This window comes from Streptomyces caelestis (assembly GCF_014205255.1).
Classification (GTDB): domain Bacteria; phylum Actinomycetota; class Actinomycetes; order Streptomycetales; family Streptomycetaceae; genus Streptomyces; species Streptomyces caelestis.
In genome coordinates this window covers 6,892,896-6,917,331 of sequence record NZ_JACHNE010000001.1, presented here as the reverse complement: position 1 = coordinate 6,917,331, position 24,436 = coordinate 6,892,896, and the positions used below count along the sequence as shown (strand labels likewise).

Annotated in this window: 20 protein-coding genes; 9 read left to right on the top strand and 11 right to left on the bottom strand. The window is 71.8% G+C overall.

The genetic code is table 11. The annotated features are described in order from the left end of the window. The first annotated feature begins 84 nt into the window (after positions 1-84). Positions 85-1,758, top strand: coding sequence for a PucR family transcriptional regulator (locus HDA41_RS31540; RefSeq protein WP_184989972.1), 1,674 nt, complete (start codon positions 85-87; stop codon positions 1,756-1,758). 163 nt (positions 1,759-1,921) lie between these two features. Beyond that, a complete protein-coding gene (locus HDA41_RS31535; RefSeq protein WP_184989970.1) occupies positions 1,922-2,689 on the top strand; it encodes a hypothetical protein in 768 nt (255 codons plus the stop codon). 365 nt (positions 2,690-3,054) lie between these two features. Here HDA41_RS31535 and HDA41_RS31530 read toward each other — a convergent pair whose 3' ends face one another. Then, entirely contained in the window at positions 3,055-3,870 is an 816-nt protein-coding gene (locus tag HDA41_RS31530; RefSeq protein ID WP_184989968.1) for a GntR family transcriptional regulator, read from the bottom strand. A gap of 167 nt (positions 3,871-4,037) precedes the next feature. On the opposite strand from HDA41_RS31530, the gene HDA41_RS31525 reads away from it, so the two are divergent. After that, complete coding sequence (locus HDA41_RS31525) at positions 4,038-4,889, top strand: (2Fe-2S)-binding protein (RefSeq protein WP_184989966.1); 852 nt, start codon at positions 4,038-4,040, stop codon at positions 4,887-4,889. A 322-nt stretch (positions 4,890-5,211) separates the two neighbouring features. Next, positions 5,212-6,258 carry a DUF2637 domain-containing protein gene (locus HDA41_RS31520; protein ID WP_184989964.1) on the top strand — a complete coding sequence of 349 codons (1,047 nt, stop codon included), beginning with the start codon at positions 5,212-5,214 and terminating at the stop codon, positions 6,256-6,258. 58 nt (positions 6,259-6,316) lie between these two features. Here the strand turns inward: HDA41_RS31520 and HDA41_RS31515 are convergent, their stop codons facing one another. Both HDA41_RS31515 and HDA41_RS31510 read right to left on the bottom strand, forming a co-directional pair. After that, on the bottom strand, positions 6,317-6,799 hold the full coding sequence (locus HDA41_RS31515) for an ATP-binding protein (RefSeq protein ID WP_221511649.1): 483 nt from the start codon (positions 6,797-6,799) through the stop codon (positions 6,317-6,319). 447 nt (positions 6,800-7,246) lie between these two features. Then, positions 7,247-8,926 (bottom strand): protein phosphatase 2C domain-containing protein, encoded by a 1,680-nt coding sequence (locus HDA41_RS31510; protein ID WP_184989962.1) that lies wholly within the window; start codon positions 8,924-8,926, stop codon positions 7,247-7,249. Positions 8,927-9,136: 210 nt separating this feature from the next. Between HDA41_RS31510 and HDA41_RS31505 the strand changes: the two genes are divergently transcribed. Then, positions 9,137-9,619, top strand: coding sequence for a DUF456 domain-containing protein (locus HDA41_RS31505; protein ID WP_184989960.1), 483 nt, complete (start codon positions 9,137-9,139; stop codon positions 9,617-9,619). 3 nt (positions 9,620-9,622) lie between these two features. Here the strand turns inward: HDA41_RS31505 and HDA41_RS31500 are convergent, their stop codons facing one another. The 7 genes from HDA41_RS31500 to HDA41_RS31470 form a co-directional block, all read right to left on the bottom strand. After that, the gene (locus tag HDA41_RS31500) at positions 9,623-10,108 is read right to left on the bottom strand and encodes a methylated-DNA--[protein]-cysteine S-methyltransferase (RefSeq protein ID WP_184989958.1); all 486 of its coding nucleotides are present in this window, start codon (positions 10,106-10,108) and stop codon (positions 9,623-9,625) included. Then, positions 10,108-11,544: a DNA-3-methyladenine glycosylase 2 family protein gene (locus tag HDA41_RS31495; protein ID WP_184989956.1), complete on the bottom strand. Its 1,437-nt coding sequence runs from the start codon at positions 11,542-11,544 to the stop codon at positions 10,108-10,110. The genes HDA41_RS31500 and HDA41_RS31495 overlap by 1 nt, the downstream gene beginning before the upstream one ends. 127 nt (positions 11,545-11,671) lie before the next feature. Continuing rightward, positions 11,672-12,778 (bottom strand): ribosome small subunit-dependent GTPase A, encoded by a 1,107-nt coding sequence (gene rsgA / locus HDA41_RS31490; protein WP_184989954.1) that lies wholly within the window; start codon positions 12,776-12,778, stop codon positions 11,672-11,674. Between the two features lie 225 nt (positions 12,779-13,003). Further along, positions 13,004-14,494: a cellulose-binding domain-containing protein gene (locus tag HDA41_RS31485; protein WP_184989952.1), complete on the bottom strand. Its 1,491-nt coding sequence runs from the start codon at positions 14,492-14,494 to the stop codon at positions 13,004-13,006. Between the two features lie 234 nt (positions 14,495-14,728). After that, entirely contained in the window at positions 14,729-16,054 is a 1,326-nt protein-coding gene (locus HDA41_RS31480; protein WP_184989950.1) for a radical SAM protein, read from the bottom strand. A gap of 34 nt (positions 16,055-16,088) precedes the next feature. Further along, complete coding sequence (gene tnpB, locus HDA41_RS31475) at positions 16,089-17,594, bottom strand: IS607 family element RNA-guided endonuclease TnpB (protein ID WP_230299534.1); 1,506 nt, start codon at positions 17,592-17,594, stop codon at positions 16,089-16,091. Positions 17,595-17,762: 168 nt separating this feature from the next. Continuing rightward, positions 17,763-18,770, bottom strand: a complete 1,008-nt coding sequence (locus HDA41_RS31470; RefSeq protein WP_184989948.1) for a hydroxyacid dehydrogenase — start codon at positions 18,768-18,770, stop codon at positions 17,763-17,765. A gap of 202 nt (positions 18,771-18,972) precedes the next feature. Here HDA41_RS31470 and HDA41_RS31465 point away from each other — a divergent pair, with 202 nt between their 5' ends. After that, the gene (locus HDA41_RS31465; protein ID WP_184989946.1) at positions 18,973-20,229 is read left to right on the top strand and encodes a D-arabinono-1,4-lactone oxidase; all 1,257 of its coding nucleotides are present in this window, start codon (positions 18,973-18,975) and stop codon (positions 20,227-20,229) included. 92 nt (positions 20,230-20,321) lie between these two features. Here HDA41_RS31465 and HDA41_RS31460 read toward each other — a convergent pair whose 3' ends face one another. Then, entirely contained in the window at positions 20,322-20,672 is a 351-nt protein-coding gene (locus tag HDA41_RS31460) for a helix-turn-helix transcriptional regulator (RefSeq protein WP_184989944.1), read from the bottom strand. A 135-nt stretch (positions 20,673-20,807) separates the two neighbouring features. Between HDA41_RS31460 and HDA41_RS31455 the strand changes: the two genes are divergently transcribed. From HDA41_RS31455 to HDA41_RS31445, 3 genes are all read left to right on the top strand, one after another. Continuing rightward, entirely contained in the window at positions 20,808-21,527 is a 720-nt protein-coding gene (locus HDA41_RS31455; RefSeq protein WP_230299533.1) for an ANTAR domain-containing protein, read from the top strand. Positions 21,528-21,685: 158 nt separating this feature from the next. Further along, positions 21,686-22,945: an ROK family transcriptional regulator gene (locus tag HDA41_RS31450; RefSeq protein ID WP_184993887.1), complete on the top strand. Its 1,260-nt coding sequence runs from the start codon at positions 21,686-21,688 to the stop codon at positions 22,943-22,945. A gap of 220 nt (positions 22,946-23,165) precedes the next feature. Continuing rightward, positions 23,166-24,431, top strand: a complete 1,266-nt coding sequence (locus tag HDA41_RS31445; RefSeq protein WP_184989943.1) for an ABC transporter substrate-binding protein — start codon at positions 23,166-23,168, stop codon at positions 24,429-24,431. The last annotated feature ends 5 nt before the right edge of the window (positions 24,432-24,436 follow it).

Sequence of the window (24,436 nt, the reverse complement as noted above, 5' to 3'; positions counted from 1 at the left end):
TCACCAGTCCGCCGAACGGACGTTCACCCCCGTACCCACCAAGATCCACCATAGATTTCGAGACAAAGAACGGCGGCGACGAGAATGCGGCTGCGCGCACTGCTGGACACCGACGCGCTGGGCCTCAAGCTGCTCGGCGGCGAGGACGAGCTGGACCGCACCGTGCGCGGTGTGATGACCACCGACCTGCGCGACCCCAGCCGCTACCTGTCGGGCGGCGAACTGGTGCTCACGGGCCTGGCCTGGCGCCGGGACGCCGCGGACTCGGAGCCGTTCGTCCGGATCCTGGTGCAGGAGGGAGTCACGGCCCTCGCCGCGGGCGAGGCCGAGCTCGGGGACGTACCGGACGACCTGGTCGAGGCCTGCGCCCGCCACCGCCTCCCGCTTTTCGCGGTGCACGAGTCGGTGGCCTTCGCGACGATCACCGAGCACGTCGTACGGCAGGTGTCCGGCGAGCGCGCCGGCGACCTCGCCGCCGTGGTCGACCGGCACCGCCGGATGATGACCTCGGGCCCCGCGGGCGGCGGCCCGGACGTGGTCCTGGACCTGCTGGGCTCGGACCTGGACCTGCGCGCCTGGGTGCTCTCCCCCACCGGCCGCCTGATCGCGGGCCCCAAGACGTCGGGCCCCGCCCTCCCCGCCGAGGCCTGCGGCCGGCTTGCGGCGGAACACCTGACCGCCACCCGCACGGGCCGCCGCGCCCCGCACCGCGTCCTGCTGGGCGGCACCACCTACTCCCTCTTCCCGATCCGCTCGACTGCCCGCTCCCCGCAGACCGCCCGGGACGCCCGCGAGACCGTCCTGTCCGACTGGCTGCTGGCCGTCGAGGCGGACGCCGGGGACTGGGCGGAGGAGCGCCTCGACCTGCTGTACGGCGTCACCCAGCTGATCGCGGTCGAGCGGGACCGCCGCGACGCCGCCCGCACGGTCCGCCGCCGCCTCGCCCAGGAGGTCCTGGAACTGGTCCAGACGGGCGCGGCCCCCGCCGAGATCGCCGCCCGCCTCCGGGTGGCCGCGCCGGTCCTGCTGCCCGGCCTCGGCGCCGCGCCGCACTGGCAGGTCGTCGTGGCCCGTGTCGACTGGGACGGCGGCGAGATCGAGGGCGGCCCGGTCGCCCAGGCCCTGCTGGAGGAGATCCTCGTCGACCCCCTGTCGGCGGGCCCGGAGCCCTCCGACCGCATCGCCGTGGCCCACACGGGCGACGAGGCCATCGCCCTCGTCCCGCTCCCCGCCGTCCCGGCGGAGCACGAAGCCTCCCGGACCGGCGTCCTCGCCGACGCGCTCCTGGAGTCCCTGCGGGACCCCCTGACGGCCGGCCTCGACGACGACGGCCGCCTCACACTCGGCGTCAGCGCCGCCGTGCACTCGGCGGAGGGCCTGCGCGGCGCACTGGAGGAGGCCCGCCACGCCCGCCGGGTGGCGGCGGCCCGCCCGGGCCGGGTCTGCGCGGCGGGCCACCAGGAACTGGCCTCCCACGTCCTGCTCCTGCCCTTCGTCCCGGACGACGTCCGCCGCGCCTTCACGGCCCGCCTCCTGGATCCCCTCCGCGAGTACGACCGCCGCCACAGAGCCGAACTGATCCCCACCCTGGAGGCCTTCCTGGACTGCGACGGCTCCTGGACCCGCTGCGCCACCCGGCTCCACCTCCACGTCAACACACTGCGCTACCGGGTGGGCCGCATCGAGCAGTTGACGAGCCGTGATCTGTCGCGCCTGGAGGACAAGCTGGACTTCTTCCTGGCACTGCGCATGAGCTGAGACGCGGGGTGCCCCGGCCAAACACGGGACGCCTCCGAGTCCCACGACTTTGTGAAATCCTTCACCCACCCTCTTGGCCCGGCCCTCCGATTCGTGCTGAGATGCCGCCACCACTCAACAGCTCGATGGCGTGCTCGGGGAGGGCAACGTGGCGCATTCCGCCATGTCTGGTAACGGAACGACCGCCGGTGACGATCCCCTCCAGACCGCGGTATGGCGGCTGCGCTCACGCGCGTGCTGGGCCGACGCGGCCGCCCTGCTGCTGCCGGACACCCCCGCGGCGTCGCTGCAGCGCGCGTCGCTGCTGGTGGAACGGTGTCTGTACACGGAGCAGGGCTGGGAGGAGGCCGAGGACGCCCTGCGCACCGCCGAGGCGCTGGCCCACAGCGACGACGAGCGGGGCGCGGCCGCTTGTGAACGCGGGTACTTGGCCTACGCCGCGACGGTGCTCGCGGTGCGCGACCGGGCCGACGAGGCACGGGCGGCGTTGGGGCGGGCCGCGGCGCTGATCCCTCCGGGGGCTCCGCAGCGGGCCCTGCTGGACTTCCGTCGCGGGTTGCTCGCGGAGAACCTGACGCGTTCCCCGCAGGCGGCGCGTGCCGCGTATCGCCGTGCGCACGCGGGGGCGACGGCGCAGTCGGACCCGTTGCTGCTGTCCTTCACCTGGCGGCATCTGGCCGGACTCGCGTTGCGGGAAGGGGAGTTGGCGGAGGCCCGGCACGGTTTCACGGAGTCGCTGCGGATCCGTGAGGAGCTGGGCTATCTCGTCGGTACGGCGCCGGCGCTGGTGTCGCTCGCCGACACGGAGACCGAGCCGGAGGCGTCCCGGCTGCGGGAGGAGGCTCGGCGGTTGTTCCGGTTGCTCGGGGGTGTGCCGACGTGGCTGGCGCGGCAGTTGGCCCCGCCGGCGGCGGGGGCGGCGACGGCTTGACGGGGCTGAGAGCCACCCGGCGTTTTCGCTGAGGCCGGATGGGTGCGCGGCCCGGCCCGACGAGGTGCCGCCGACGGTTGCTGAGGGGTGGGTCCGCAGCCCGGCGGAGCGGGGCGCCGCCGACGGTTGCTGAGGCGGGTGCGTGGCGCGGCCCGGCGCGACGAGGTGCCGCCGACGGTTGCTGAGGCCGGGTGGGTGCGCGACTCGGCCCGACGAGGTGCCGCTGCGCCCACCCTCCCCCAAGCTCTCGACTTCGCTCGCGCAGGGGACCCACATCGCCCCGGGCGGCACGACTGCCCGCAGCCAGGGCGACCGTAGCGATCCCCGGCCCACCACCACGTAGGCGCACGCGGCGCGCACCCCCATCAGCCGGCGCCCGCGAAGTGCTCCCCCACCAGCGCGCGCACCACGTCCAGGTCGCGGGCGATCAACGCGTCCAGCAACGCCGTGTGTTCATGCGCGTCCGCCACCAGATCAGCCCGGCCCCGCATCCCCGGCCCGCTTCCCACCAGCGGCCACTGCGCCCGCCGGTGCAGGTCCTCCGCGACCTGGACCAGTTGCGCGTTCCCGGAGAGGGACAGCACGGCCCGATGGAACCCCCGGTCGGACTCCGCGTAGGTCGCACGGCAGCCGGAGGACGCCGCGCGGACCGTCGCCTCGGCGAGGGGACGCAGCTCGGCCCAGCGCTCCGCCGGCACCGTCCGGGCCAGCCGCAGCATCACCGGCACCTCGATCAGCGCCCGCACCTCGGCCAGCTCCGCCAGCTCCCGTGCCCCCCGCTCGACCACCCGGAACCCGCGGTTCGGCACGACCTCGACGGCACCCTCAAGGGCCAGCTGCTGCATGGCTTCCCGCACCGGCGTCGCGGAGACCCCGAACCGCTCGCCCAGCACCGGCGCCGAGTACACCTCCCCGGGCCTGAGATCCCCGGCCACCAGCGCGGCCCGCAGCGCGTCCACGATCTGCCCGCGCACCGAGGACCGCTGCACGACGGACCGGCCTCGCGGAGCGGGCGGCAGGGCAGGCTCACTGTGCGTGTGCTCCCCCCGAACCACCTCGGAAGCCCCACCAGCCGCAGCCCCACCAGCCCCAGGCCTCACACCAGTCGCATCAGCCGCCACAGCCTGCTGCGGCACCCGGACCTGCCCACTCCCGGCGGAGCCCTGCGCGCCCTGCTCCACGGCTCGGCTCCTCCTGACGTGTCGGTACTTGGGGTCATTACGGCGGGTTGTTACTCGTCCGTCAAGCACCATAAGCGCACCGACCGTCAGTTCAAATCCCAGCGATCTTCGGTAAGGTTAGGCTTACCTTCGAAGACCCGTTTCAACAGACGTGGACCGGTGATCCCATGCCCCTGCCCCCTTCGGCCCTCTCCGGCGCGTACGCCCGTCTGGCCGAGGTCCTCCCGGGGCTGGCCATCACCGAACTGACCGCCGAGGACGAGACTCCCCGGGGCGGCAACTGGACCACAGCCGCCGCGCTCGCGGAAGCCGGCCCCGGCCTCGACGCCTTCCTGTCCTGGGACGACGCCCAGATCCGCCGGGACTACGGCCAGCAGGCACGCCCCGACGTCATCGCCGGCTTCGGCCTGCACCGCTACGCCTGGCCGGCCTGCCTCCTGATCACCGTCCCCTGGTTCCTGCACCGCCGCGTGCCCCGCTACCCCGTGACAGACGTCTCGTACGACCGCACGGCCCCCGGCCACCCCGTCGGCCACCTGGCCGTCCGTCCGGCCGGTTTCGCCTGCCTGCCCGGCGACGAGGCCGCCGCGCTGCCCGGCGCCCGGGTCGTCCCGGACGAGGAGGCGCTGCGGGCCGAGGTGCGGTCGGCGGTCGCCGAGCACATGGAGCCGGTCCTGGCCGGTTTCGGCCCCCGGATGCGGCGCCGCGGCCGGGCCCTGTGGGGTATGGCGACGGACGAGATCGTCGAGGGGCTCTGGTACGTCGCCCAGCTGCTCGGCGAGATCGAGGAGCGGCGCGCGACGCGCGAACTGGAGCTGCTCCTGCCGGGCGCGACCAAGCCGTACGTGGGCACGGCGGCCTTCCGCGAGCTGACCGGCCCCGGCGGCGAGCCGCTGCGCACCCGGGACCGCGCGAGCTGCTGCATGTTCTACACCCTGCGCCCCGAGGACACCTGCGCCACCTGCCCGCGCACCTGCGACGCCGACCGGGTCACCAAGCTGCTGGCCACGGCCGGTTGAGCCACCACGGACCGACACCGGCGGCCATGAACAGAGCAGCCCCACCACCTCGTCGGATCATCACAAAATCGGCCACCCACACGCGCGCAGCCGATTCACAACTTCCTCACGGGTCACGGGAACTTTCCGGGGAACCACCCGTGCGGGTAGTCTTTCTCGAACTCAACTCTCGCCCCTCAAGCGGCAGTTCGAGCAGAATGCCGCCCTGGGCAATCCCTTGCACTTCCTTGGCGGTCTCTTGCCCCGAAACCCCCTGAGGGCCGGTGGGATTGGGCCACTATGGCGGGCGTTACGCCCTATCCCAATGCAAGGGACCACCCAGATGAGACTGACCGACATATCGCTGAACTGGCTGCTTCCGGGCGCCGTGCTTTTCCTGGGCATGCTGGCGGCGGTGGCGGTGCTCGCGCGCGGCAAGCGCTCCTCGGTCAAAGACACGAGCGCGGACGATTCCTGGGAGCGCAACGAGGAGCGCCGCAGACGCAAGGAGGCCCTCTACGGCACCGTCTCCTACGTCCTTCTGTTCTGCTGCGCGGCCGTCGCCGCCGCGCTGTCCTTCCACGGCCTGGTCGGCTTCGGCGAGCAGAACCTCGGGCTCTCCGGCGGCTGGCAGTACCTCGTCCCGTTCGGCCTGGACGGCGCGGCGATGTTCTGTTCCGTGCTCGCGGTGCGCGAGGCCAGCCACGGTGACGCCGCGCTCGGCTCCCGGATACTGGTCTGGACGTTCGCGTTCGCCGCGGCCTGGTTCAACTGGGTGCACGCGCCCAGGGGCGCCGGCCACGCGGGTGCCCCCCACTTCTTCGCAGGCATGTCGCTGTCGGCTGCGGTGCTCTTCGACCGCGCGCTGAAGCAGACCCGCCGGGCCGCCCTGCGGGAGCAGGGCCTGGTGCCGCGCCCGCTGCCGCAGATCCGTATCGTGCGCTGGCTGCGGGCCCCCCGCGAGACGTACCGGGCCTGGTCGCTGATGCTCCTGGAGGGTGTGCGCAGCCTGGACGAGGCCGTCGACGAAGTGCGCGAGGACAAGCGCAAGAAGGACGCCGACCGGCAGCGGCGCCGCGACCAGCAGCGCGTGGAGCGGGCCCAGCTGAAGGCGATCAGCCGCGGTCACCGCGGCTACCTCGGCCGCGGTGGCGGTGGCGGCCGGCAGCTGGAGGTGCAGGTGGAGCGCGGCTCCTCGCAGGTCTCCGCGGAGCCTGCCATATCCGGGTCGGAGCAACTGCCCGTCCGCTCGCGTCCCTCCCTTCAGCCCGTTCGCCGCGGAACTGACCCGGTGACCGTCGACCTCACCGCTGAGGACGACACCATGGCGCTGCCGCGCCTCGATTCCCTGGAGCGCAAGCTCAAGGACCTGGAGCAGCAGTTCGGCTGACCGGGGCCGCACCAAGCCGGGAAGGGGGCGTGGCCTGCGGGCCGCGCCCCTTCTCCGTTCACGCCGCCTCGGCCTGAAGCTCGAACCAGACGGCCTTGCCCACGCCGTGCGCCCTGACCCCCCAGGCGTCCGCGAGGGACTGCACCAGGAACAGGCCCCTGCCGTTCGTGCCGTCGTCGGCGACCGGTACGCGCAGCCGGGGTCTGCGGGCCACGAAGTCCCTTACCTCCACCCGTAGTCCACGGGGGCCGACGGTGGCCGTCAGGACCGCGTCGTGGTCGGTATGGACGATCGCGTTGGTGACGAGTTCACTGGTGAGCAGTTCCGCCACGTCCGATCGTGCGGTCCTCCCCCACTGCCCGAGCAGCTCCCGCAGGGCCCTGCGTGCCTCCGGTACGGCCCGCAGGTCCGCCCGCCCGAGTCTGCGCCTCAACTGAGGCGCCGACACCTGCTCCGTGACGTCTTCGGTCTTGTCCTCCACCGTCTTCGCCGAGAAGGCCCCGATCGTTATGGGACCGCCTCCTCGTGCCTGCCTCTCCATGACCCCCGCCCGCGCGCCGATATCGGTTCCCCTCCAGCTCGAACACGTTCACGGGGATCCATGCCCCGTAGGGCACGCGGCAGTCATGCCGAAATCGTCAACACCCGCGTGTTCGGCCACGTGGCCGGGACCGGCGGGCCGGGCGGAGGGGACCTGAGCAGTACGGCGGCGCGGAGAAGGGGGACAAGAGAGTAGCCGGTGGACGTCCCGCCGCGGATCCTGACCGCCGGAGATCGGACGAAGTGCCGATGGCCGGCTGCCGATCCTTCCGTACGCGGCGAAGGGGTGGGGCGTCCGGTCCCCCTGCGCGGCGGTCCGCTGAAGTTGGCCGAAGTACGACGGTCTCCCCCGGGATACCGGCCGGTACGGGGCCGCCCGGTCGGTACAGCTTGTTGACGGCCGCGGTCGTGGGCGCAAAGGGGCGGCGATGAGGCCGCATTGACGCCGTCACACCTCCCAAACAGCCGCGGCCGTACGGTCGTCCGCGTAACCCTTGACCCGCACCTGGGCGTCCGTGAGGAACGCGGCGAGGCCGGGCGGCTCGGGGCGGGACCACCGCTCGGCGAGGTAGTCGCCCAGTTCGGGTTCGCCGCGCAGCGGTTCGGCGAGGCCACCGCTGCACACCAGGAGCGTGTCACCCGGGCGGGCGACGGACGTACGGAACCGGAAGGGTTCGCGGGGTGGTTCCGGGGCCGGTTCGTAGGGGCTGGGCGGGGTCGGGATGCCGAGGTCCATGGTGAGCCGGTCGCCCTCGGGCGTCTCGGAGGGCGGCGATCCGAACCCCACGACCGGTTCGCCCCTGATCTCGGCGACCTGCGGTTCGATGTCCTGCCACTCGCCGTCCCGCAACCGGAACAGCCCGCCGGGCCCGGCGCCGAAGAAGACGCGCGTACGGCACTCGGGGTCGGCGGGCAGCAGCAGACAGCGCAGGCCCGCCGCGTACTCCTCCGGGTCGACGCCCTGTTCGGCGGCGCTGGCGCGGAGCTTGCCGAGACTGCGGTCGGTGAGGCGGTGCAGTCCGGACTTGAGGTCGCCGCGCCGGCCCGCCCTTATGTCCTCCACGAGCCGTGCGTGACTGCGTCCGACGGCCCGCCCGATCCAGTGACAGGCCTCGGCGGCGGCCCGGTGCGCCCCCGGCGTGGCCCGGGCCCCGGTCGCCATCGCCACCAGTAGCAACGCCTGCTCACCGGTGCCGAACCGCGCGGTCAGCAACGAGTCCCGCCGCGGTTCCCCCCGGTACCGCGCGGAGTCCCCGCGCACGGACACGGCCCGCAAGGTGCAGGCCCCGTACCGGGCCCCGTCGAGCACGGTGTCCGCGACGAGGTCGTCCAGATCGTCGGGGTCGGCGAGCGGCAGGGCGGTGGGTTCGGCGTCGTAGGTGGGCGGCCGCGAGCCGACGTAGCCACGGGGCCGGGGGGAGTACGCGGGGCGCTCCAACCCGGTTTCGGGCTGGTCTGGAGGGCTCGCGGGCGGTGGTGGCGTGGGCGGGGAGCCGGCGGGGGGTGGTGGCGTGGGCGGAGGGTCGGCGGGGGGTGGTGGCGTGGGCGGAGGGTCGGCGGGGGGTGGTGGCGTGGGCGGAGGGTCGGCGGGGCGTGGTGGTGCGGGCGGCGGATCGGCTGGGGCGGCGGATGCGGTCCCGCCGGGCCGGGACTCGGCCGCCGGGGCTGTGGGATCCCTGGGCGGGGCGCCCGCCGTGGTGGAACGGGCCGCCTCGGGGCTCGGCCAGAAGGGAGGGGCCGGCGGTGGCGGGGGGACCTCGGGTGGGGCGGGGGGTGTCCGCTCCGCCTTCTGCCGTTTCGCCGCGGTCGGGAAGGTCATCGGGCCCGTGGGGCGCGCGGGCGGTGGTTCCCAGGGTGCGCGCCGCGGTGACGGGCCCGAGGCACGTGGGGTGTCCATGACGTCGTCGGCCCCCGCCCGGGGCGCCGGGACCACTGGCTCCGAGACGGCCCTCTGCCCCGCTCCAGCTCCCGGAACACCCCGGTCGCCCACCGCCCCCGCCGCCGAGGCGAAACGGTCGTCGAGGGAATCGGGTGCGGGTGCGGGACCCGTGTCGCCGGTGGAGTCGTCGTACAACTGCCCCCACCAGTCGTCCTCGGGACCGGTGGGCCTTCCCCCCTGCTGGCTCATGCCCCTGATTGTCCACCGCACAGGCCGGATGAAAACGGGGCTTGTGGAAAAACCGGCCTTCCACGACCCCGTGAACGGCACGTCGAGTGAGCCGTAGAACGGTCATGCGATTGAGGGCGTACCGGCGGCCGCGACCGGCTGACCTGCGGGTCTGGGCCAGGACCACCCTTCTGACCTGCGTCTTCTCCCGTGTTCCGGCAGGCTGGTCAGATGGGAGTGTGGGAACTCCTGCTGGTCGGGCTGGTCATCCTGCTCGGTCTGTACGGAGTGCTGCTGCCCGCGGTGCCCGGTTCGTTGCTGGTGTGGGCCGCGGTCATGTGGTGGGCCCTGAAGGATCCGCAGCCCGTCGCATGGTGGGTCCTGGTGGGAGCCACCGCCCTGATGTTCGTCTCCCAGGGCGTGCGCTGGGCCCTGCCACCCCGGCGGCTGCGGGCCGGCGGCGCCGACCACCGCATGCTGGCCTACGCCGGAGCGGGTTCCGCCCTCGGCTTCGTCCTGCTCCCGGTCATCGGCGCGATCCCCGGCTTCCTGGCCGGCATCTACCTCTCCGAACGCCTCCGCCTCGGCCGCCGCGCCGAAGCCGTCGCGGCCCTGCGCACGGCGATGCGCTCGGGCGGTTCCAGCGTGCTGGTGGAACTGTTCACCTGCCAGCTGGTCGCGGCGGCGTGGGTGGGGGTCGTCTTCGGGGCGTGAGAACTACAGCACACCCTCGTGCGTCAGCAGCCGTACCTTGCGCTCCAGACCGCCCGCGTAGCCGGTCAATGTCCCGTCGGCCCCGATCACCCGGTGGCACGGGCGGACGACCAGCAGCGGATTGGCGCCGATCGCCCCGCCGACGGCCCGTACGGCCGCCCTGGGCGCTCCGATGCGCGCCGCGATCTCGCCGTAGGTCACGGTCGATCCGTACGGGATGTCGTCCAGCGCGGCCCAGACCCTCTCCCGGAAGACCGAGCCGTCGGTGCGCCACGTCAGCCGGAACTCCTCCAGTTCCCCGGCGAAGTAGGCGGCGAGCTGCTCCTCGGCCTCGCGGAAGGGGCCCCGGTCCTGCCGCCAGTCGTCCCGCACCACGCGCCCGCCCTTCTGCCCGGGCACGGACAGCGAGGTCAGCGCACCGTCGGGAGCGGCGGTGAGCAGCAGAGGCCCGAGCGGTGAGGCCACGTTCGTCCAGTACGTCGAGGTCATCAGAACTCCCGCTTCCCTGCTGCGCGCAGGTGGTTCAGGGCGTACGAGCGCCAGGGGCGCCAGCTGTCGGGGAGGTCGGCGCCGGGCGGGGCCACGTCCGGGTCGCCCAGGGCGCGGGTGCGGATCTCGGCGATCGTGCGGGTGTCCAGGCCGGGCACGGCACGCAGGGCGTCCTGCGCGTCGTCCCGGTCGGCGCCTGGGTCCAGGCGTACGGCGTGGTCGGCGAGGGCCGCGGTGAGCGCGCCGAGGGTGCCGCCGGGTTCGGCGTCGGCGAGGACGGCCGGCTCGGGGAAGAGGTGGGTGAGGCTGCCGCAGGGGGCGTCGAGGGCCTTGCCGTAGCGCCGTACGAGCCGTTCCGCCTCCGCGCGGCCGACCAGTGCGCGGATCGCGAGTTCCTCCGGGTCGGCGGTGCCCGGCGAGCGCAGTCCGGGCCGGGCGGCGACCAGGGGTGCGAGCACCGGGTCGGCGCCGAGCCGCTCGTCGACGGCGTAGGGGTCGGCGTCGAGGTCGAACTGCCGCCGCAGCCGCTGCACGGCGGTGGTGAGGTCGCGGGGGTCGGTGAGGTGCAGCCGGGCGTCGAGCCAGCCGCCCGGGTGGGCGCCGGACCCGGTCCGGGCAGTGCCGGGGCGCTCGTCGACGGCGACGATGCCGGTGCCGTAGGGAAGGCGGAGCGTGCGCCGGTAGGTGCGCGCGCCGGGCGGGCCGCCGACCTCTTCGATGCCGGGCACGGCCTCACGTTCCAGCAGGTCGAAGACGGGGCCGGCCTGGTACGGGCCGCGGTGGGCGAGCCGTAGCGGGATCCCGGCGTCCGGGGTGGCCGTACGCCGGGCCCGGCCGTTCTTCGGTGTCGCGGCGCGCAGCTCGGTCGGGGTCGACGCGTACACGGCCCGGACGGTGTCGTTGAACTGCCGCACGCTGGCGAAGCCCGACGCGAACGCGATCTCGGTGATCGGCAGGTCGGTGGTCTGCACCAGGACGCGCGCGGTGTGGGCCCGTTGGGCGCGGGCGAGGGCGACCGGCCCGGCGCCGAGCTCGGCGGTGAGCTGCCGCTGCACCTGCCGTGCGCTGTAGCCGAGCCGTCCGGCGAGCCCGGCGACGCCCTCCCGGTCGACCACGCCGTCGGCGATCAGCCGCATGGCCCGGCCCACCACGTCCGCGCGGACGTTCCACTCGGCGGAGCCGGGCACGGCGTCCGGGCGGCACCGCCGGCAGGCCCGGAAGCCCGAGCCCTGCGCGGCGGCGGCCGTGGCGAAGAACCGTACGTTGGCCCGCTTCGGGGTGACGGCCGGGCAGCTCGGCCGGCAGTAGATGCCGGTCGTCTCGACGGCGAAGAAGAAGGCGCCGTCGAAACGCCCGTCACGACTGCGTACGGCCTCGTACCTGGGGTCCTCCCCCGTGTGCTCGGTGTCTTCGTCCCTTGTGTCTTCGTCCCTCACGGTGTCCAGTCTCCGCCGTCGGCGGGGCTGCCGCTGGCGGAAATCGGACACGGCGCTTGGGACACGCGCTTCGGACACCGGGCTTCGGACACGGGGCTTCGGACACGGGGCTTCGGGCGCCGGGCGGCTACGAACGCCGGTGCGGTCCGCGCTTCGCCTCCATCGCGGCCTTTCCGATCGCTCCCTTCCGTTTCCAGTCCTTGCGGATCTCCGCCCGGAGCCGGGCGTCCGTCTTGGCGACGATGCGCTGGTTCTCCCGCAGGAGCTTGCGGTAGCTGTGCAGCCGCCGCTCCGGCAGGTCGCCGTTCTCGACGGCGGCCAGCACGGCACATCCCGGCTCGGCCTCGTGGGCGCAGTCGTGGAAGCGACACCGCTCGGCAAGTTCCTCGATCTCGGAGAACACCTGCCCGACGCCGCTCTCGGCGTCCCACAGCCCGACGCCCCGCAGCCCGGGTGTGTCGATCAGGACGCCCCCGCCGGGCAGCGCGAGCAGGTTGCGGGTGGTGGTGGTGTGCCGGCCCTTGCCGTCGACGTCCCGGGCGGCCTGCACGACCATGACGTCCTCACCCACCAGCGCGTTGGCGAGGGTCGACTTGCCCGCGCCGGACTGCCCGAGCAGCACGGACGTACCGCCGCCGACGATCGCCGCGACCACGTCCAGTCCGTCCCCGCCCAGAGAGCTGACGGGCACCACCGGCACGCCGGGCGCACTGGTCTCCACGTCCTGGACGAGGTGGGCGACGGTGCCGGCGTCCGGCACGAGGTCGGCCTTGGTGAGGACGACGACGGGCTGCGCCCCGGACTCCCAGGCGAGCGCGAGGAACCGTTCGATGCGGCCGAGGTCGAGTTCGACGGCGAGGGACACGGCGACGATGGCGTGGTCGACGTTGGCCGCGAGGATCTGCCCCTCGGACCGCTTGGAGGAGGTGGAGCGGACGAACGCGGTGCGGCGCGGCAAGTACGCGCGGACGTATCGCGGGTTCCCGCCGGGTTCGACGGCGACCCAGTCGCCGGTGCAGACGACCCGCAGGGGGTCGTGCGGAGTGACGAACGCCGTGTCGGCGCGCAGCACGCCGTCGGCGGTGACGACGTCGCACTGCCCGCGGTCGACCCGGATCACGCGTCCGGGCAGCAGTCCTTCGGTGGCGTAGGGGGTGAACTCGTCCGCCCATGCGTCGTCCCAGCCGTAGGGAGCGAGCGCGGAGGAAACGGATGAGGCAGAGCTGGAAGTCAAGGGTGACCCTTCCCAAGGTCGGCCCCCGGCCCGACAGTCGGTCGGATCAGCCGGCGGCCACGGAGGTGGACGTGATGGATTCCTGGATGCGGGCAGCGCCCATCGCAATGACAGCCATCGGTCAACACCTCCTCGATCCTCAGCTCTTCGTGGTCCCCCGGCTTTCGTGGTCCCTTGGTGCTTCGTGGAACCGCCGTCACGGTATCCCGTCACGGCTGAGCGGCGTCAACTGCTTTTCGCGCAGTCCTGGCCGTTCAGCGTGAAGTCGTACGGCGGGGAGTTCTTGCCGTGCCAGGAGGCGAGGAAACCGAAGGCCAGGTCGCCGCCCGCGGGGACCGACTTGTTGTAGTCGGCGGCGGTGGCGGTGACGCGGGAGCCGTCCTGGGAGACGGCGGCGTCCCACATCTGACCGACCTGCTGGCCGTCACGGAAGGACCAGGACACGCGCCAGGAGTCGAGGGACTTGGCACTGGTGACGGTGACGGTGGCCTGGAAGCCGTCGGGCCACTGGTTGACCAGGTCGTACTCGACCCGGCAGGCGGGGGCCTCGCTCTCGCCGCCCTTCGTGGGAGAGGAAGTGCCCTGCGGTTCGGTGTGGCGGCCCTTGTCCTCCGGTTTGACGGGCTTGTCCGACTTGCTCCTGTCCTCGGTGGCGTTGCCGGCCGGTTTCGAGGTCGCGGGAGGCAGGGCGGGGGCGGACGGCAGGGGCGGGTCGGGGTTGGGGTCGGCCACCGGCTGGCGGCCGGCGTCACCGCGTGCCCCGAGGTCGTCGCCGGAGCCGCCGAAGGGCATCAGCGAGACGCCGAGCGCGAGGACGGAGACCAGGACGGCCGCCACGAGGAGGCCATTGCGGGCGACGCGTGCCTTCTGCTCCGCCTCCTGAGGTTCTCCGGTCGCCTGGTCCGCCCGGTCGGGGCGGCCGGCGCCGAGCCGTACCTCGGCGGCGCGGCGGCGGCGCTCCAGATAGGCGAGGCCGCCCCAGCCGATCACCCCGCCGGCCAGTGCCCCGGGCAGGCCACCGCCGTGCAGGCGCAGACAGGCGGCGGCCTCGGCGCACTGGACGCACGTGGCGAGGTGCCGGGAGAGGTCGCGCGGGGCGTCGGCGGCGGAGGAGCGGGTGACGGCGTCCAGCAGCCGGGCGTAACTGCGGCACTGGGCGTCCATCGGGGTGTCGAGGTGGTTGCGGTGGCAGCGGTCCCGGAACAGGGTGCGCACCTGCTGGAGTTCGTCGGCGGCGGTGGCCGGGTCGAGGCCCAGGCGGCGGGCGACCACGGACAACGGCAGCGCCTCCACCTCGGCCAGCCACAGCAGTTCCGCGTCGGCATGCTGGAGGTCGCGCAGGCCGCGCAGCGCGAGCGGGCGCTGCAGGGGCGGGCCGGTGTAGCGGGCGGCCTTGTCCGAGTTGAGCCACAGGCGCAGGTCGGGGTCGAGCTTGTGGCCCTGCCCCGCCTCTTCCCACGCCGCGGCAGTGGTGCGTACGGCGGTCAGCAACAGGGGTATCCGGGGCAGCCGGGCCGCGCGACGGCCGGCGCTGCGCACCGGGCCGGTTTCGGCCGCGCGGGCCTCACGGGTGCCGTGCGCGAACGCCTCGCGGCCCAGCTGTGCGGCGGCGGTGGAGCCGGAGGTGCACAGATCGGCGTACGCGAGGACCGCGTCCCAGCACTCGGAGAACAGCGCGGCCTCGGCGGCGTCCTGAGGGGTCGGCAGGTCGGGCATGGGTCTCCTGCATCCACAAGCGAGGTCAACTCACCGTATCGGCAATGGAGTTGGGGGAACCTCGAGGCAGGGCAAGAGCTTTTCACGCCTCTCACACAACTGACAAGCGCCCTGTTCAGATATCAGGACAGGGCGGTGCACCCCCACGGCTCCGGCGTCGGTATGCCATACGGGTACGACCGCCCCGCTGTTCAACGCCGTACCGCAATGATGGACGACGTCATCGAAGCGTTATCAAACAGCGGTGGGTTCGTCCGCCGGGAGGCTGTCCATGAAGGAGCTGACGGAGAACACCGCCTTGCCGGCGCCGGGGGGACCGTAGCCGGGGGGCGAGGAGAGGCCGAAGTCCTCCATGGTCTGCCGGTACGCCTGGAGCAGGCGGATGTGGTACTCCAGGGGCGCGCCCTGGGGGTTGGCCTTGCCCAGCGGAGTCGTCGGCTCCGGGCACCAGGTGGTGAAGCGGGGCGTGATGCCGTGCGACATGAAGAAGCGCAGGCCCTCGGTGGTGGAGGCGATGGCCTCGTCGACCGTGGTGAAGCCGAACGGCTCGGCCATCTCCACGCCTGCCACGAAGTTGGGGATGACGTTGCGCGCGCCGAAGATCTCCGCCGAGTCGAGGATGCGCTTGTGCCACTCGTCGCGGCCGACATAGCGCTCCTTGCCGGGGCAGTACATCTTGAACAGGTACTCGTCCCACACCTCGTAGTTGGGGTGGTAGATCTGCACGCCGTAGTCCTTGAAGCGCTGCACATCGTCGCGCGGCAGCGCCTGGGCGACGACCTTGCCGATCCAGCGGCCGGGGAAGCGCTCCTCGATGGCCTTGGCGTAGTGGCCGTAGAAGTCGGCCTCGTCACGGCCGGAGACCGTCTTGGTGATGGCGCCGCCGGTGAGGGTGTAGGCGGTGGAGGCCTTCGCCGTGTCGTAACGGTCGATGATCTCCAGGGCCTCCAGGACCTCCTCGACGTCCTTCACCCCGGTGTACGGGCGCCCGGCGGCCTTGTGCTGGCGCCAGTTGTGGTTGATGTCGCAGTACTGGCACTCCTCCTTGGCGCCGAAGTACTGGCAGACCCGGAAGACGGTCAGGTAGATCAGGTAGCCCCACTGGATGGTCGGGGCCACCTCCATGACCGACTTCCCGCTCGCGAGGGTGTGCCGGTAGTACTCGGGCATCGGCGGCACGCCGACGTCGGAGATCCGCTTGCCGTCGAGGTAGAGGCCGAGCACGCCGTCCTCGTCGGCGGCGACGCGGTACGGCGAGGCCGGGTTCACCCGCACCGAGACGACGGTCCGGCGCAGGTCGTACGGGCCGCCGGTGAGGATGATCTCCTCGGGCGGCCGGCGCAGCGCGGCCTCGCCCAGCTCGGGCAGGGTGCCGTGGTCGAAGGAGAAGATGAAGTACGACTTCGGCTTGACCTCGCCGCCCTCGTTGTCACTGAGCGCGGAGGGGTCGAAGGCCACGCCGCCCCTGAGCAGGTCCTCCTTGAAGACGGCTTCCCGCGGAACGTGCGGGAACCGCTCCATCAGATCCTCGACCAGCGCGGTACGGCTGCCGCTGCCCATCCCGACTCTCCTTCTGGATCGTATGTACGACTCCTCACGGTATCCGTTGCTGAGGAACTGTTTTACAGCGCCTCTCAACAATCTCGGCATTTCTACCGAAAAGGTTCGTGCCGGTGTCACCGAAGCGGAGGGCTTCGGTGTCCTGACGACGATCTCTCGCTTCTGCCTGTCGCTGGTGCGGCAGGGTTGCGCCACCTGCCCGCCCGCCTCGGTCGATGTTCCGGTCGGGGCGTTGGCGGCGGGTCTTGCGGTCGGCTCCACGAGGCTTCGACACGCGGGGCGTGTCCTGGTCTCCGGCCACTCCGGTACCAGTTGCGCAGGCCGCAGCGAGGGCGGCGAGATTGCGGGCTGCGTTCGCATCCCGGTCAAGGACGAGGCCGCAGACATCGCAGGTGAAGACTCGGACGTGCAACGGCAGCTTGGTTTTCACCGCGCCGCATGCCGAGCAGATCTTGGAGGAGGGGTACCAGCGATCCGCCACCACGGTATGGCATCCATTCCACTGGCCTTTGTAAGTGAGTTGGCGTCGGATCTCACCGAAGCTGGCATCGGCCACCCGGCGGGCGAGGCGTTTGTTGCGGAGCATTCCCGCGACGTTGAGGTTCTCGACTACCACGGTGCCGTATTCGTCCCTGATACGGGTGGTGAGCTTGTGCAGCGCATCGGTACGTCGGTTGGCCACGCGATGATGGATCTTGTTGCGCTCGCGGTTGGCTTTCTCCCATCGCTTCGACGGCTTCTGACCGGCCCTGCGGTCGGGTCCCTGTCGCCGTGAGACGCGACGGGAATGGAACCGCAGGAGCTTGAGCACGCCGTCCAGGTGTTTCGGGTTGGGTTCATAGCGGACCATACCGGTGCTGTCGGCAAGGACCGCAAGGTGCTTCACCCCGAGATCGACACCTACCACCGCATCCGGTCGGGCGACGCGGGCGATCTCCCGGATGATCTCGACCTGGAAGGCGACGAACCAACGTCCGTGTTCGTGTCGGACGGTCGCGGCAATGATGCGCGCAGTCCCAGCCCGGATGCGCGTCAGAAGTTTGGTAGTGGGTTCATGGCTGCGCACCGTCCCCAGCCGGGGCAAGGTGACATGCCGGCCGTCCGGCTCGACGCGGATCGCGCCAGTGGTGAACCGGCAGGCCAGGCGTGCCTTGCGTTTCGTCTTGAGGCGCGGGACACCCATCATGGGGCCTTTGCGCTTGCCCTGCTTCGATTTGACGTAGTTGTCGAATGCGACGGCCGCGTTGGTCAGTCCGGATTTGTAGGCTTCCTTGGAATTCTCTTTCCACCAGCCGGCGTACTTCGGGTCGGTCGTTTTGATCCGGTTGAATTCCCTGGACAGGGCGGGCAGCGACCAGGACCGCCACGGCGTCAGCTCCTCCTCGCTGATGCCGTAGGTGGCTTCGGCTCTGCGCTGCCACCAGGATGCGGTCACCCAGGACACGGCCCAGTTGTAGGCAGCGCGGGCGGCACCACAGTGCGAGCGCAGCGCCCGCTCCTGTCCGACGTTCGGATCGAGGGCGAACCTGTACGCCTGCACAACGCAACCGGACCGCCGCCTGAACTTCCCGCCCACTCAGCCCCCTTGAAGACTCGCCTCATCACCCACAACGAGCTCTCGACGTGAAGGTCACGCATTCGATGTACGACCGCCCGTTCCCCTCCAAGCGTCGTCCGTTCCACACCGAGAAGGCTTCCCTGCCGAGGCTCAGGCCTCGCGCTCCAGTGCCGCCAGGTCGACCCCGTACGCCAGTTTCCCCCCGGTCAGCAGCCGTTCCGCCTCCTCCGCGACCGCCAGTCCGAGGCGGGCCAGTTCGTTGCCCTGGGAGCCGGCGAGGTGGGGGGTGACGAAGGCTCCGGGCAGGTCGTAGAGGGGGGAGTCGGCGGGGAGCGGCTCGGGGTCGGTGACGTCGAGGATCGCGGTCAGGCGCCCGGCGCGCAGCTCCGCCACGAGGGCGTCGTGGTCGACCAGGGCGCCGCGCGCGGTGTTGATCAGCACCGCCCCGTCGGGCATGAGGGCCAGCTCGCGGCGGCCGATCATGTGGTGGGTCTCGGGCGTCTCGGGGGCGTGGACGGTGACGATGTCGGACGTACGCAGCAGCTCGTCCAGCGACAGCAGGGGGACGCCGAGCGCGGCGGCCTCCCGCTCGTCGACGTAGGGGTCGGTGAGGGCGGGCCGCAGATCGAAGGGGCGGAGCAGTTCGAGGACGCGGCGGCCGATGCGGGAGGCACCGATGAGGCCGACGCGGCGGCCGTAGTTGCCGATGCCGGGGACGACGCCCCAGCCGGAGGAGGCCCGGGTGGCGCGCATCCGGTCGCGGGCGGCCAGGACGTCCTTCCCGGCGAGCAGGATCATGGCGAGGGTGTACTCGGCGACCGGCAGCGCGTTGGCGGCGGCGGCCGAGGAGACGGCGATGCCGCGCCGCCAGATCTCGGGAGTGGCGAAGGACTTGACCGAGCCGGCGGAGTGCAGCACGGCGCGCAGCCGGGGAGCGGCGTCCAGCACCGCCGCGTCGAGCCGGGGACAGCCCCAGCCGGTCACCAGGATCTCGGTCCGGGCCAGCGCCTCGCGCACGCCCGGGTCGGCGAAGTCCCGCGCCACGAGCGCCGGATCGATGTCCACGGACTCCCGCAGCCGCGCCAGCACCTCGGGCGGGAAGACCTGCGGCACGTTCTCGGCGGTCATGGCGAACAGTGCCTGGGGGCGCTGGCTCAAGGAGGTGACCTTCCGGTTCGGCGGCCCGCTGCGGAAGACGGTTCAGCGAGACACGCATGGAGGGGCGGCCCATGGCAGAAACCGCTCTCTACAACTTCTCCACGGTAGGCCGAGCCGGGCGGCAGGAGCAACGGACGGCACGGCGAGGTAGGTTCCGGCAGGGGCTTTCCCGGTCCCCGCTCTCTCGGGGAAGGACGACGCGATGAACGGGACCGTGACCAACTGGGCGGGGAACATCACCTACGCGGCCAAGGAACTGCACCGGCCGGGCTCGCTCACCGCCCTGCGCGCGCTCGTCGCGGACAGCGACCGGGTGCGGGTGCTGGGCAGCGGACACTCGTTCAACGAGATCGCCGAGCCGGGCGCCGAGGGCGTCCTGCTGTCGCTGGCCGATCTGCCCCCGGAGGTGGACGTCGACACGGCGGCCCGCACGGTCCGGGTCGGCGGCGGCGTGCGCTACGCGGAGCTGGCCCGCCGGGTGCACGGCGAGGGCCTGGCCCTGCCCAACATGGCGTCGCTGCCGCACATCTCGGTGGCCGGGTCGGTCGCGACCGGCACCCACGGCTCGGGGGTGCTCAACGGCCCTCTGTCGACGGTCGTGCGCGAGGTGGAGCTGGTCACGGCGGACGGCTCGACGGTGACCATAGGCCGGGACGAGGAGCGGTTCGGCGGAGCCGTCACCTCGCTCGGCGCACTGGGCGTCGTCACCGCGCTCACCCTCGACCTGGAGCCGGCGTACGAGGTGGAGCAGCACGTGTTCACCGAACTGCCCTTCCGGGGGCTGGACTCGGGCACGTTCGAGACGGTGATGGCGACGGCGTACAGCGTCAGCCTGTTCACCGACTGGCGCGCGCCGGGCTTCCGGCAGGTGTGGCTCAAACGGCGCTCCGACCAGCCGCTGCCCGCCTTCCCCTGGGCCGCTCCCGCCACGGAGAAGATGCACCCCGTGCCGGGTATGCCCGCGGTCAACTGCACCGAGCAGTTCGGTGTGCCGGGGCCGTGGCACGAGCGGCTGCCGCACTTCCGGGCGGAGTTCGTCCCGAGCAGCGGGGCGGAGCTGCAGTCGGAGTACCTGCTGCCGCGCGGTCACGCCGTCGAGATGCTGCACGCGCTCGACGCGATCCGGGAGACCATCGCCCCCGTCCTGCAGACCTGCGAGGTGCGCACGGTCGCCGGCGACGACCAGTGGCTGAGCCCCTCCTACGGCCGGGACACCGTGGCGGCGCACTTCACCTGGGTCGAGGACACGCCGGCGGTGCTGCCGGTGGTGCGGCGGGTCGAGGAGGCGCTGGCGGCGTACGGGGCGCGGCCGCACTGGGGGAAGGTGTTCACCGTGCCCGCGTCCGAGCTGCGCGGGCTGTATCCGCGGCTCGGCGATTTCCGGGCGCTGACCCGGGAGCTGGACCCGCGGGGGACGTTCGCCAACGCCTTCGTGCGGGACGTGCTGATGGAGGCGTAGCAGGAGTGGACGCGTAGCGGGAGCGGACGCGTAGCGGGAGCGGACGCGTCAGCGGGAGAGACCCGGCCGTCCGGCGGCGGACGGCCGGAGGGTCAGGTCCTGGCGTGCGGCCGGCCGGGGCCGCTGGGGGTCGTGGCGCGGTCGGCCTCGTCCTTGACGAGCAGGGAGAGCAGCGACGCCACGGTCAGACCGGCCTCGGCCGGGTGCCGCAGCACCTTGCCGGGGTCGATCCGGTACGTGTTGGTGCGGCCCTCCCGGGTGTGGGAGAGATAACCGTCCTGCTCCAGATCGGAGATGATCTTCTGGACGGCGCGTTCGGTGAGCCGGCAGTGGGCCGCGATGTCCCGGATACGGGCACTGTGGTTGTCGGCAATGACTGCCAGCACCCGGGCGTGGTTGGTGAGAAACGTCCATCCGGTGTGTGGCTCGGGCACTCCATCCATGCCCCAACTCTAGCGACCAGGCGTACACGTATTCAAAAACACGTACTGCGTTTCATGTATTGGTTGACGGGTGTGGGGTAGAGAGGCAACGCTGGAAGACGAAGAGCAGGGCGAACAGACGAGGGAGAACGGGGCATGCCGGACCCTGCGCACCCGGTGACGGCGATCCCGCCGTGCATGGCGTCCATGGACGTCGTGCCGGACGGCGACCGGATGACCGTCACCGTGTGGGGTGAACTGGACCTGGGCAGTCGGCGGCTGCTGCCGGACCTGTACGACATCCTCACGTTGTCGGGCAGCGGCATCGACCTGCGGCTGGACGCGGTGGGGTTCTGCGACTGCTCCGGTCTCACCATGCTGCTCGACCTGCGGACGCGCGCCCTCGACGAGGGCAAGACGGTCACTGTCCGCTCCAGCGGCCTCGCGGTCGAGCGCCTGCTCGATCTGACCGGCGCCCGCGAGCTGTTCGCAGCCCCGGGCCCGCACCAGGACGCCGCACGCCCGGCCGCGGACGCGCCCGGCCCGCGCACGGGCGACGAGGGCCAGGAACTCCGTGCCGAAGTCGCCCAACTGCGACGGGCCATGCAGACCCGGCCGACCATCGACCTGGCCCGCGGCATCCTGATGGCCTCCTTCGGCCTGAGTCCCGAGGCGGCCTGGAGCGTGCTGGTCAGGACCTCCCAGAACACCAACACCAAGCTGCACCATCTGGCCCGGGATCTGGTGGGCACCGTGCACGGCAGCACACTGCCCGAGCCGGTGCAGCGGCATCTCTCGGCGGCCGTCGCGAGCGCGGCCCCCCGGAGCGAGGCAGCGGCCTGCCCCGCGAGCGGGACATCACCTGAGGCTTCATGAGCGGGCTGCGATCAGCCACCGACGGCCCCCACCGGCCCTCACCAGGAGCGCACTTTATATAGCCCCTTTCCTAACCCCTTGTCGAAAGTCCCGGCAGCCCATAGCCTTGCGCCGCGCCGGTGCCGAAGTCGACCCGGCCCGAGCTGGTCTGGGAAGGGATGGGCACCCCGGTGAAGCGCACATCACGTGACATCCGCACCGCGAACCGCTACGAGGTGCTGCGCCAGATCATCGCCGAGTCACCGACCTCCCGGCAGGAGCTGGCGGCCGCCACCGGCCTCAGTCTCGCCACGGTCGCCACACTCGTCGGCGAGCTGCTCGACCTCCGCATGATCACGGAGGTCGGCTTCGAGGACTCGGCGGGCGGCCGCCCCCGGGGCCTGGTGGCGGTCAACTCCTCGGGGGGCGCGCTGATCGGCGTCGACATCGCCGAGACGTACGTGCATGTCGAGCTGTTCGACCTGGGACTGAACGTCCTCGCCCGCGCCGAGGAGGACGTCCGCGCCGGCGAGAGCCTGCCGGAGCAGGTGGTGGGCCATGTGGCCACCGCGGTCGGCTCGGTGGTGACCCAGGCCGGCATCGAGGGCGCCCGGGTGCTCGGGGTCGGGGTGAGCGTGCCGGGGCAGGTGGACCGCGCCACCGGCATCTCGGAGTACGCGCCCAACTGGGACTGGCACGGCGTGCCGTTGCTCGACCTGCTCACCGAGCACATCGCCTATCCCCTGTACCTGGACAACCCGCTGCGGGCCAGCGCGGTGGCCGAGCTGTGGTTCGGGGCCGCGCGGGGGCGGGGGAACGCCGTCGTGGTCAACCTCGGGACCGGGGTGGGCGCCGGGCTCGTCCTGGGCGGCGGGCTGCACCGCGGGGTGAGCAACAGCGCCGGGGAGTGGGGCCACACCACGATGGTGCTGGACGGACGCCTGTGCCGCTGCGGCAACCACGGCTGCGTGGAGACGTACGTCGGCGCGCGCGGCATCATGCTCAACCTGCGCGAACTCGGCCCGGACAGCACGCTGCTGCACCCGGAGGACCAGACGGCGACCATCGACGCGCTGGCCCGCGGGGTCGCGGCGGACGACCCGGTGGCACGCAAGGTGGTCCAGGAGACGGCCCGTTACCTCGGCGCCGGCGTTGCCGACCTGGTGAACCTGTTCAACCCCGAGATCGTCGTGCTGAGCAGCTGGGTCGCCCGCACCCTGGGCGAACCGCTGCTGCACGAGGTGCGCGAGGCCGTCGCCCGGCACGCACTGCCGCGGCCGCTGGCCGCCACCGAGATCGTCCTCTCCCCGATCCCCACCGACCCGGTGTGCCTGGGCGCGGCGACGTTCGCGCTCGAAGGGGCGCTCCAGATCGTCGGGCAGAGAAACGGCAAACGCCCCACCCCCGCGAGGAGCCGCACCACAGCGCCCCCCTCGTAGCGGCGGAAGCAACTCCTCCGCCACTCCCGCATGTTCGAGATCACGAACCGTACACAACGCTTCGAACAGACTTCGTCCAACCCCTTGCCGAAGCCTTAGCCGAAGCTCTAGCGTCCCGCACCGCACCTCTCTTTGAGCCATCTGGCGCGAGCCGCCAGCTCGTGAGCCATCAGGCAGTGAGCCGAAGAGCCGCAGCCGCACTCGAGACAAGGACGTCAGCATGTCGGCATCGAGCAACATGAACTGGGACCGCCGAAACGTACTGCGGGCCGCGATGGGCCTGGCCGCCGCGGGCGGACTCGCAGCGTGCGGCAGCAACACCGGACGCGGCGGCGGGTCCGGGTCGGGCACCAACCTGACGCAGATGTTCCACGCGTACGGCGAGGCAGGCACCGAGCAGGCCATCAAGCGGTACGCGAAGGCGTACAAGGACGCCAACGTGACCACGCAGTGGATCACCAGCTCGGACTTCGAGAGCAAGCTGTTCTCAGCGCTGCTCACCAAGAACGCGCCGGACCTCTTCGAGTTCCACCCGCAGATCCAGATGGTCAGGAGCGGCCAGGTGGCGGATCTGACCGACCTCGTCGAGCCGGTCAAGGACGACTTCAACCCGGCCGACATCAAGTCGCACACGGTGGACGGGAAGATATACGGCGTCCGCATGATCGACGACCCGCAGTTCTTCTTCTACCGCAAGTCGATGCTGGAGAAGGCCAAGGTCGAGGTGCCGACCACGCTCGACGAGCTGATGGAGGCCGCCGCCAAGCTCACCACCGGCAAGGTCAAGGGCCTGTACATGGGCAACGACCTGCACAGCGTGAACGACACGTTGATCTGGTCGTCCGGCGCCCAGCACCTCAACGAGAAGAACGAGATCGCTTACCACACGGACGGCGTCGTCGAGGGCCTGAAGAAGATGCGCAAGCTGTTCACCAGCGGCGACCTTCTCCTCGGCGCTCCGACCGAGTCCTGGGACCCCTCCTCGTTCAACCAGGGCCTGTGCGCCATCCAGTTCTGCGGCATGTGGGCGATGCCGGCGATCCAGGACGCGCTCGGCGACGACTGGGGCGTCTTCCCCTTCCCGAAGGTCACGGACTCCGGGAAGCCGTCCGTCTACAACGGCGGCTGGTCGATGTTCGTCAACGCCAAGGGCAAGAACGTCGACGCGGCCAAGGAGTACGTGAAGTGGCTGTGGATCGACCAGGCGGAGTACCAGGAGGACTGGGCCACCTCCTATGGATTCCACATCCCGCCGCGCACCTCGATCGCCGCGAAGGCCGACAAGCTCAAGTCGGGGAACGCCGCTGAGGGCGTCAAGCTCTTCAACGAGTTCGGCCACTTCGACAACATCGGCTGGACCCAGGCCATGCGCACCGCTTTCGAGGACGTCTTCGCCAACTGCGTCCGCAAGAACATGGACCCGGAGAAGGCTCTCGACAGGTGCGACACGGCAGTCAACCGCGAGCTCAAGAAGCTGTTCGGATAGGTCGC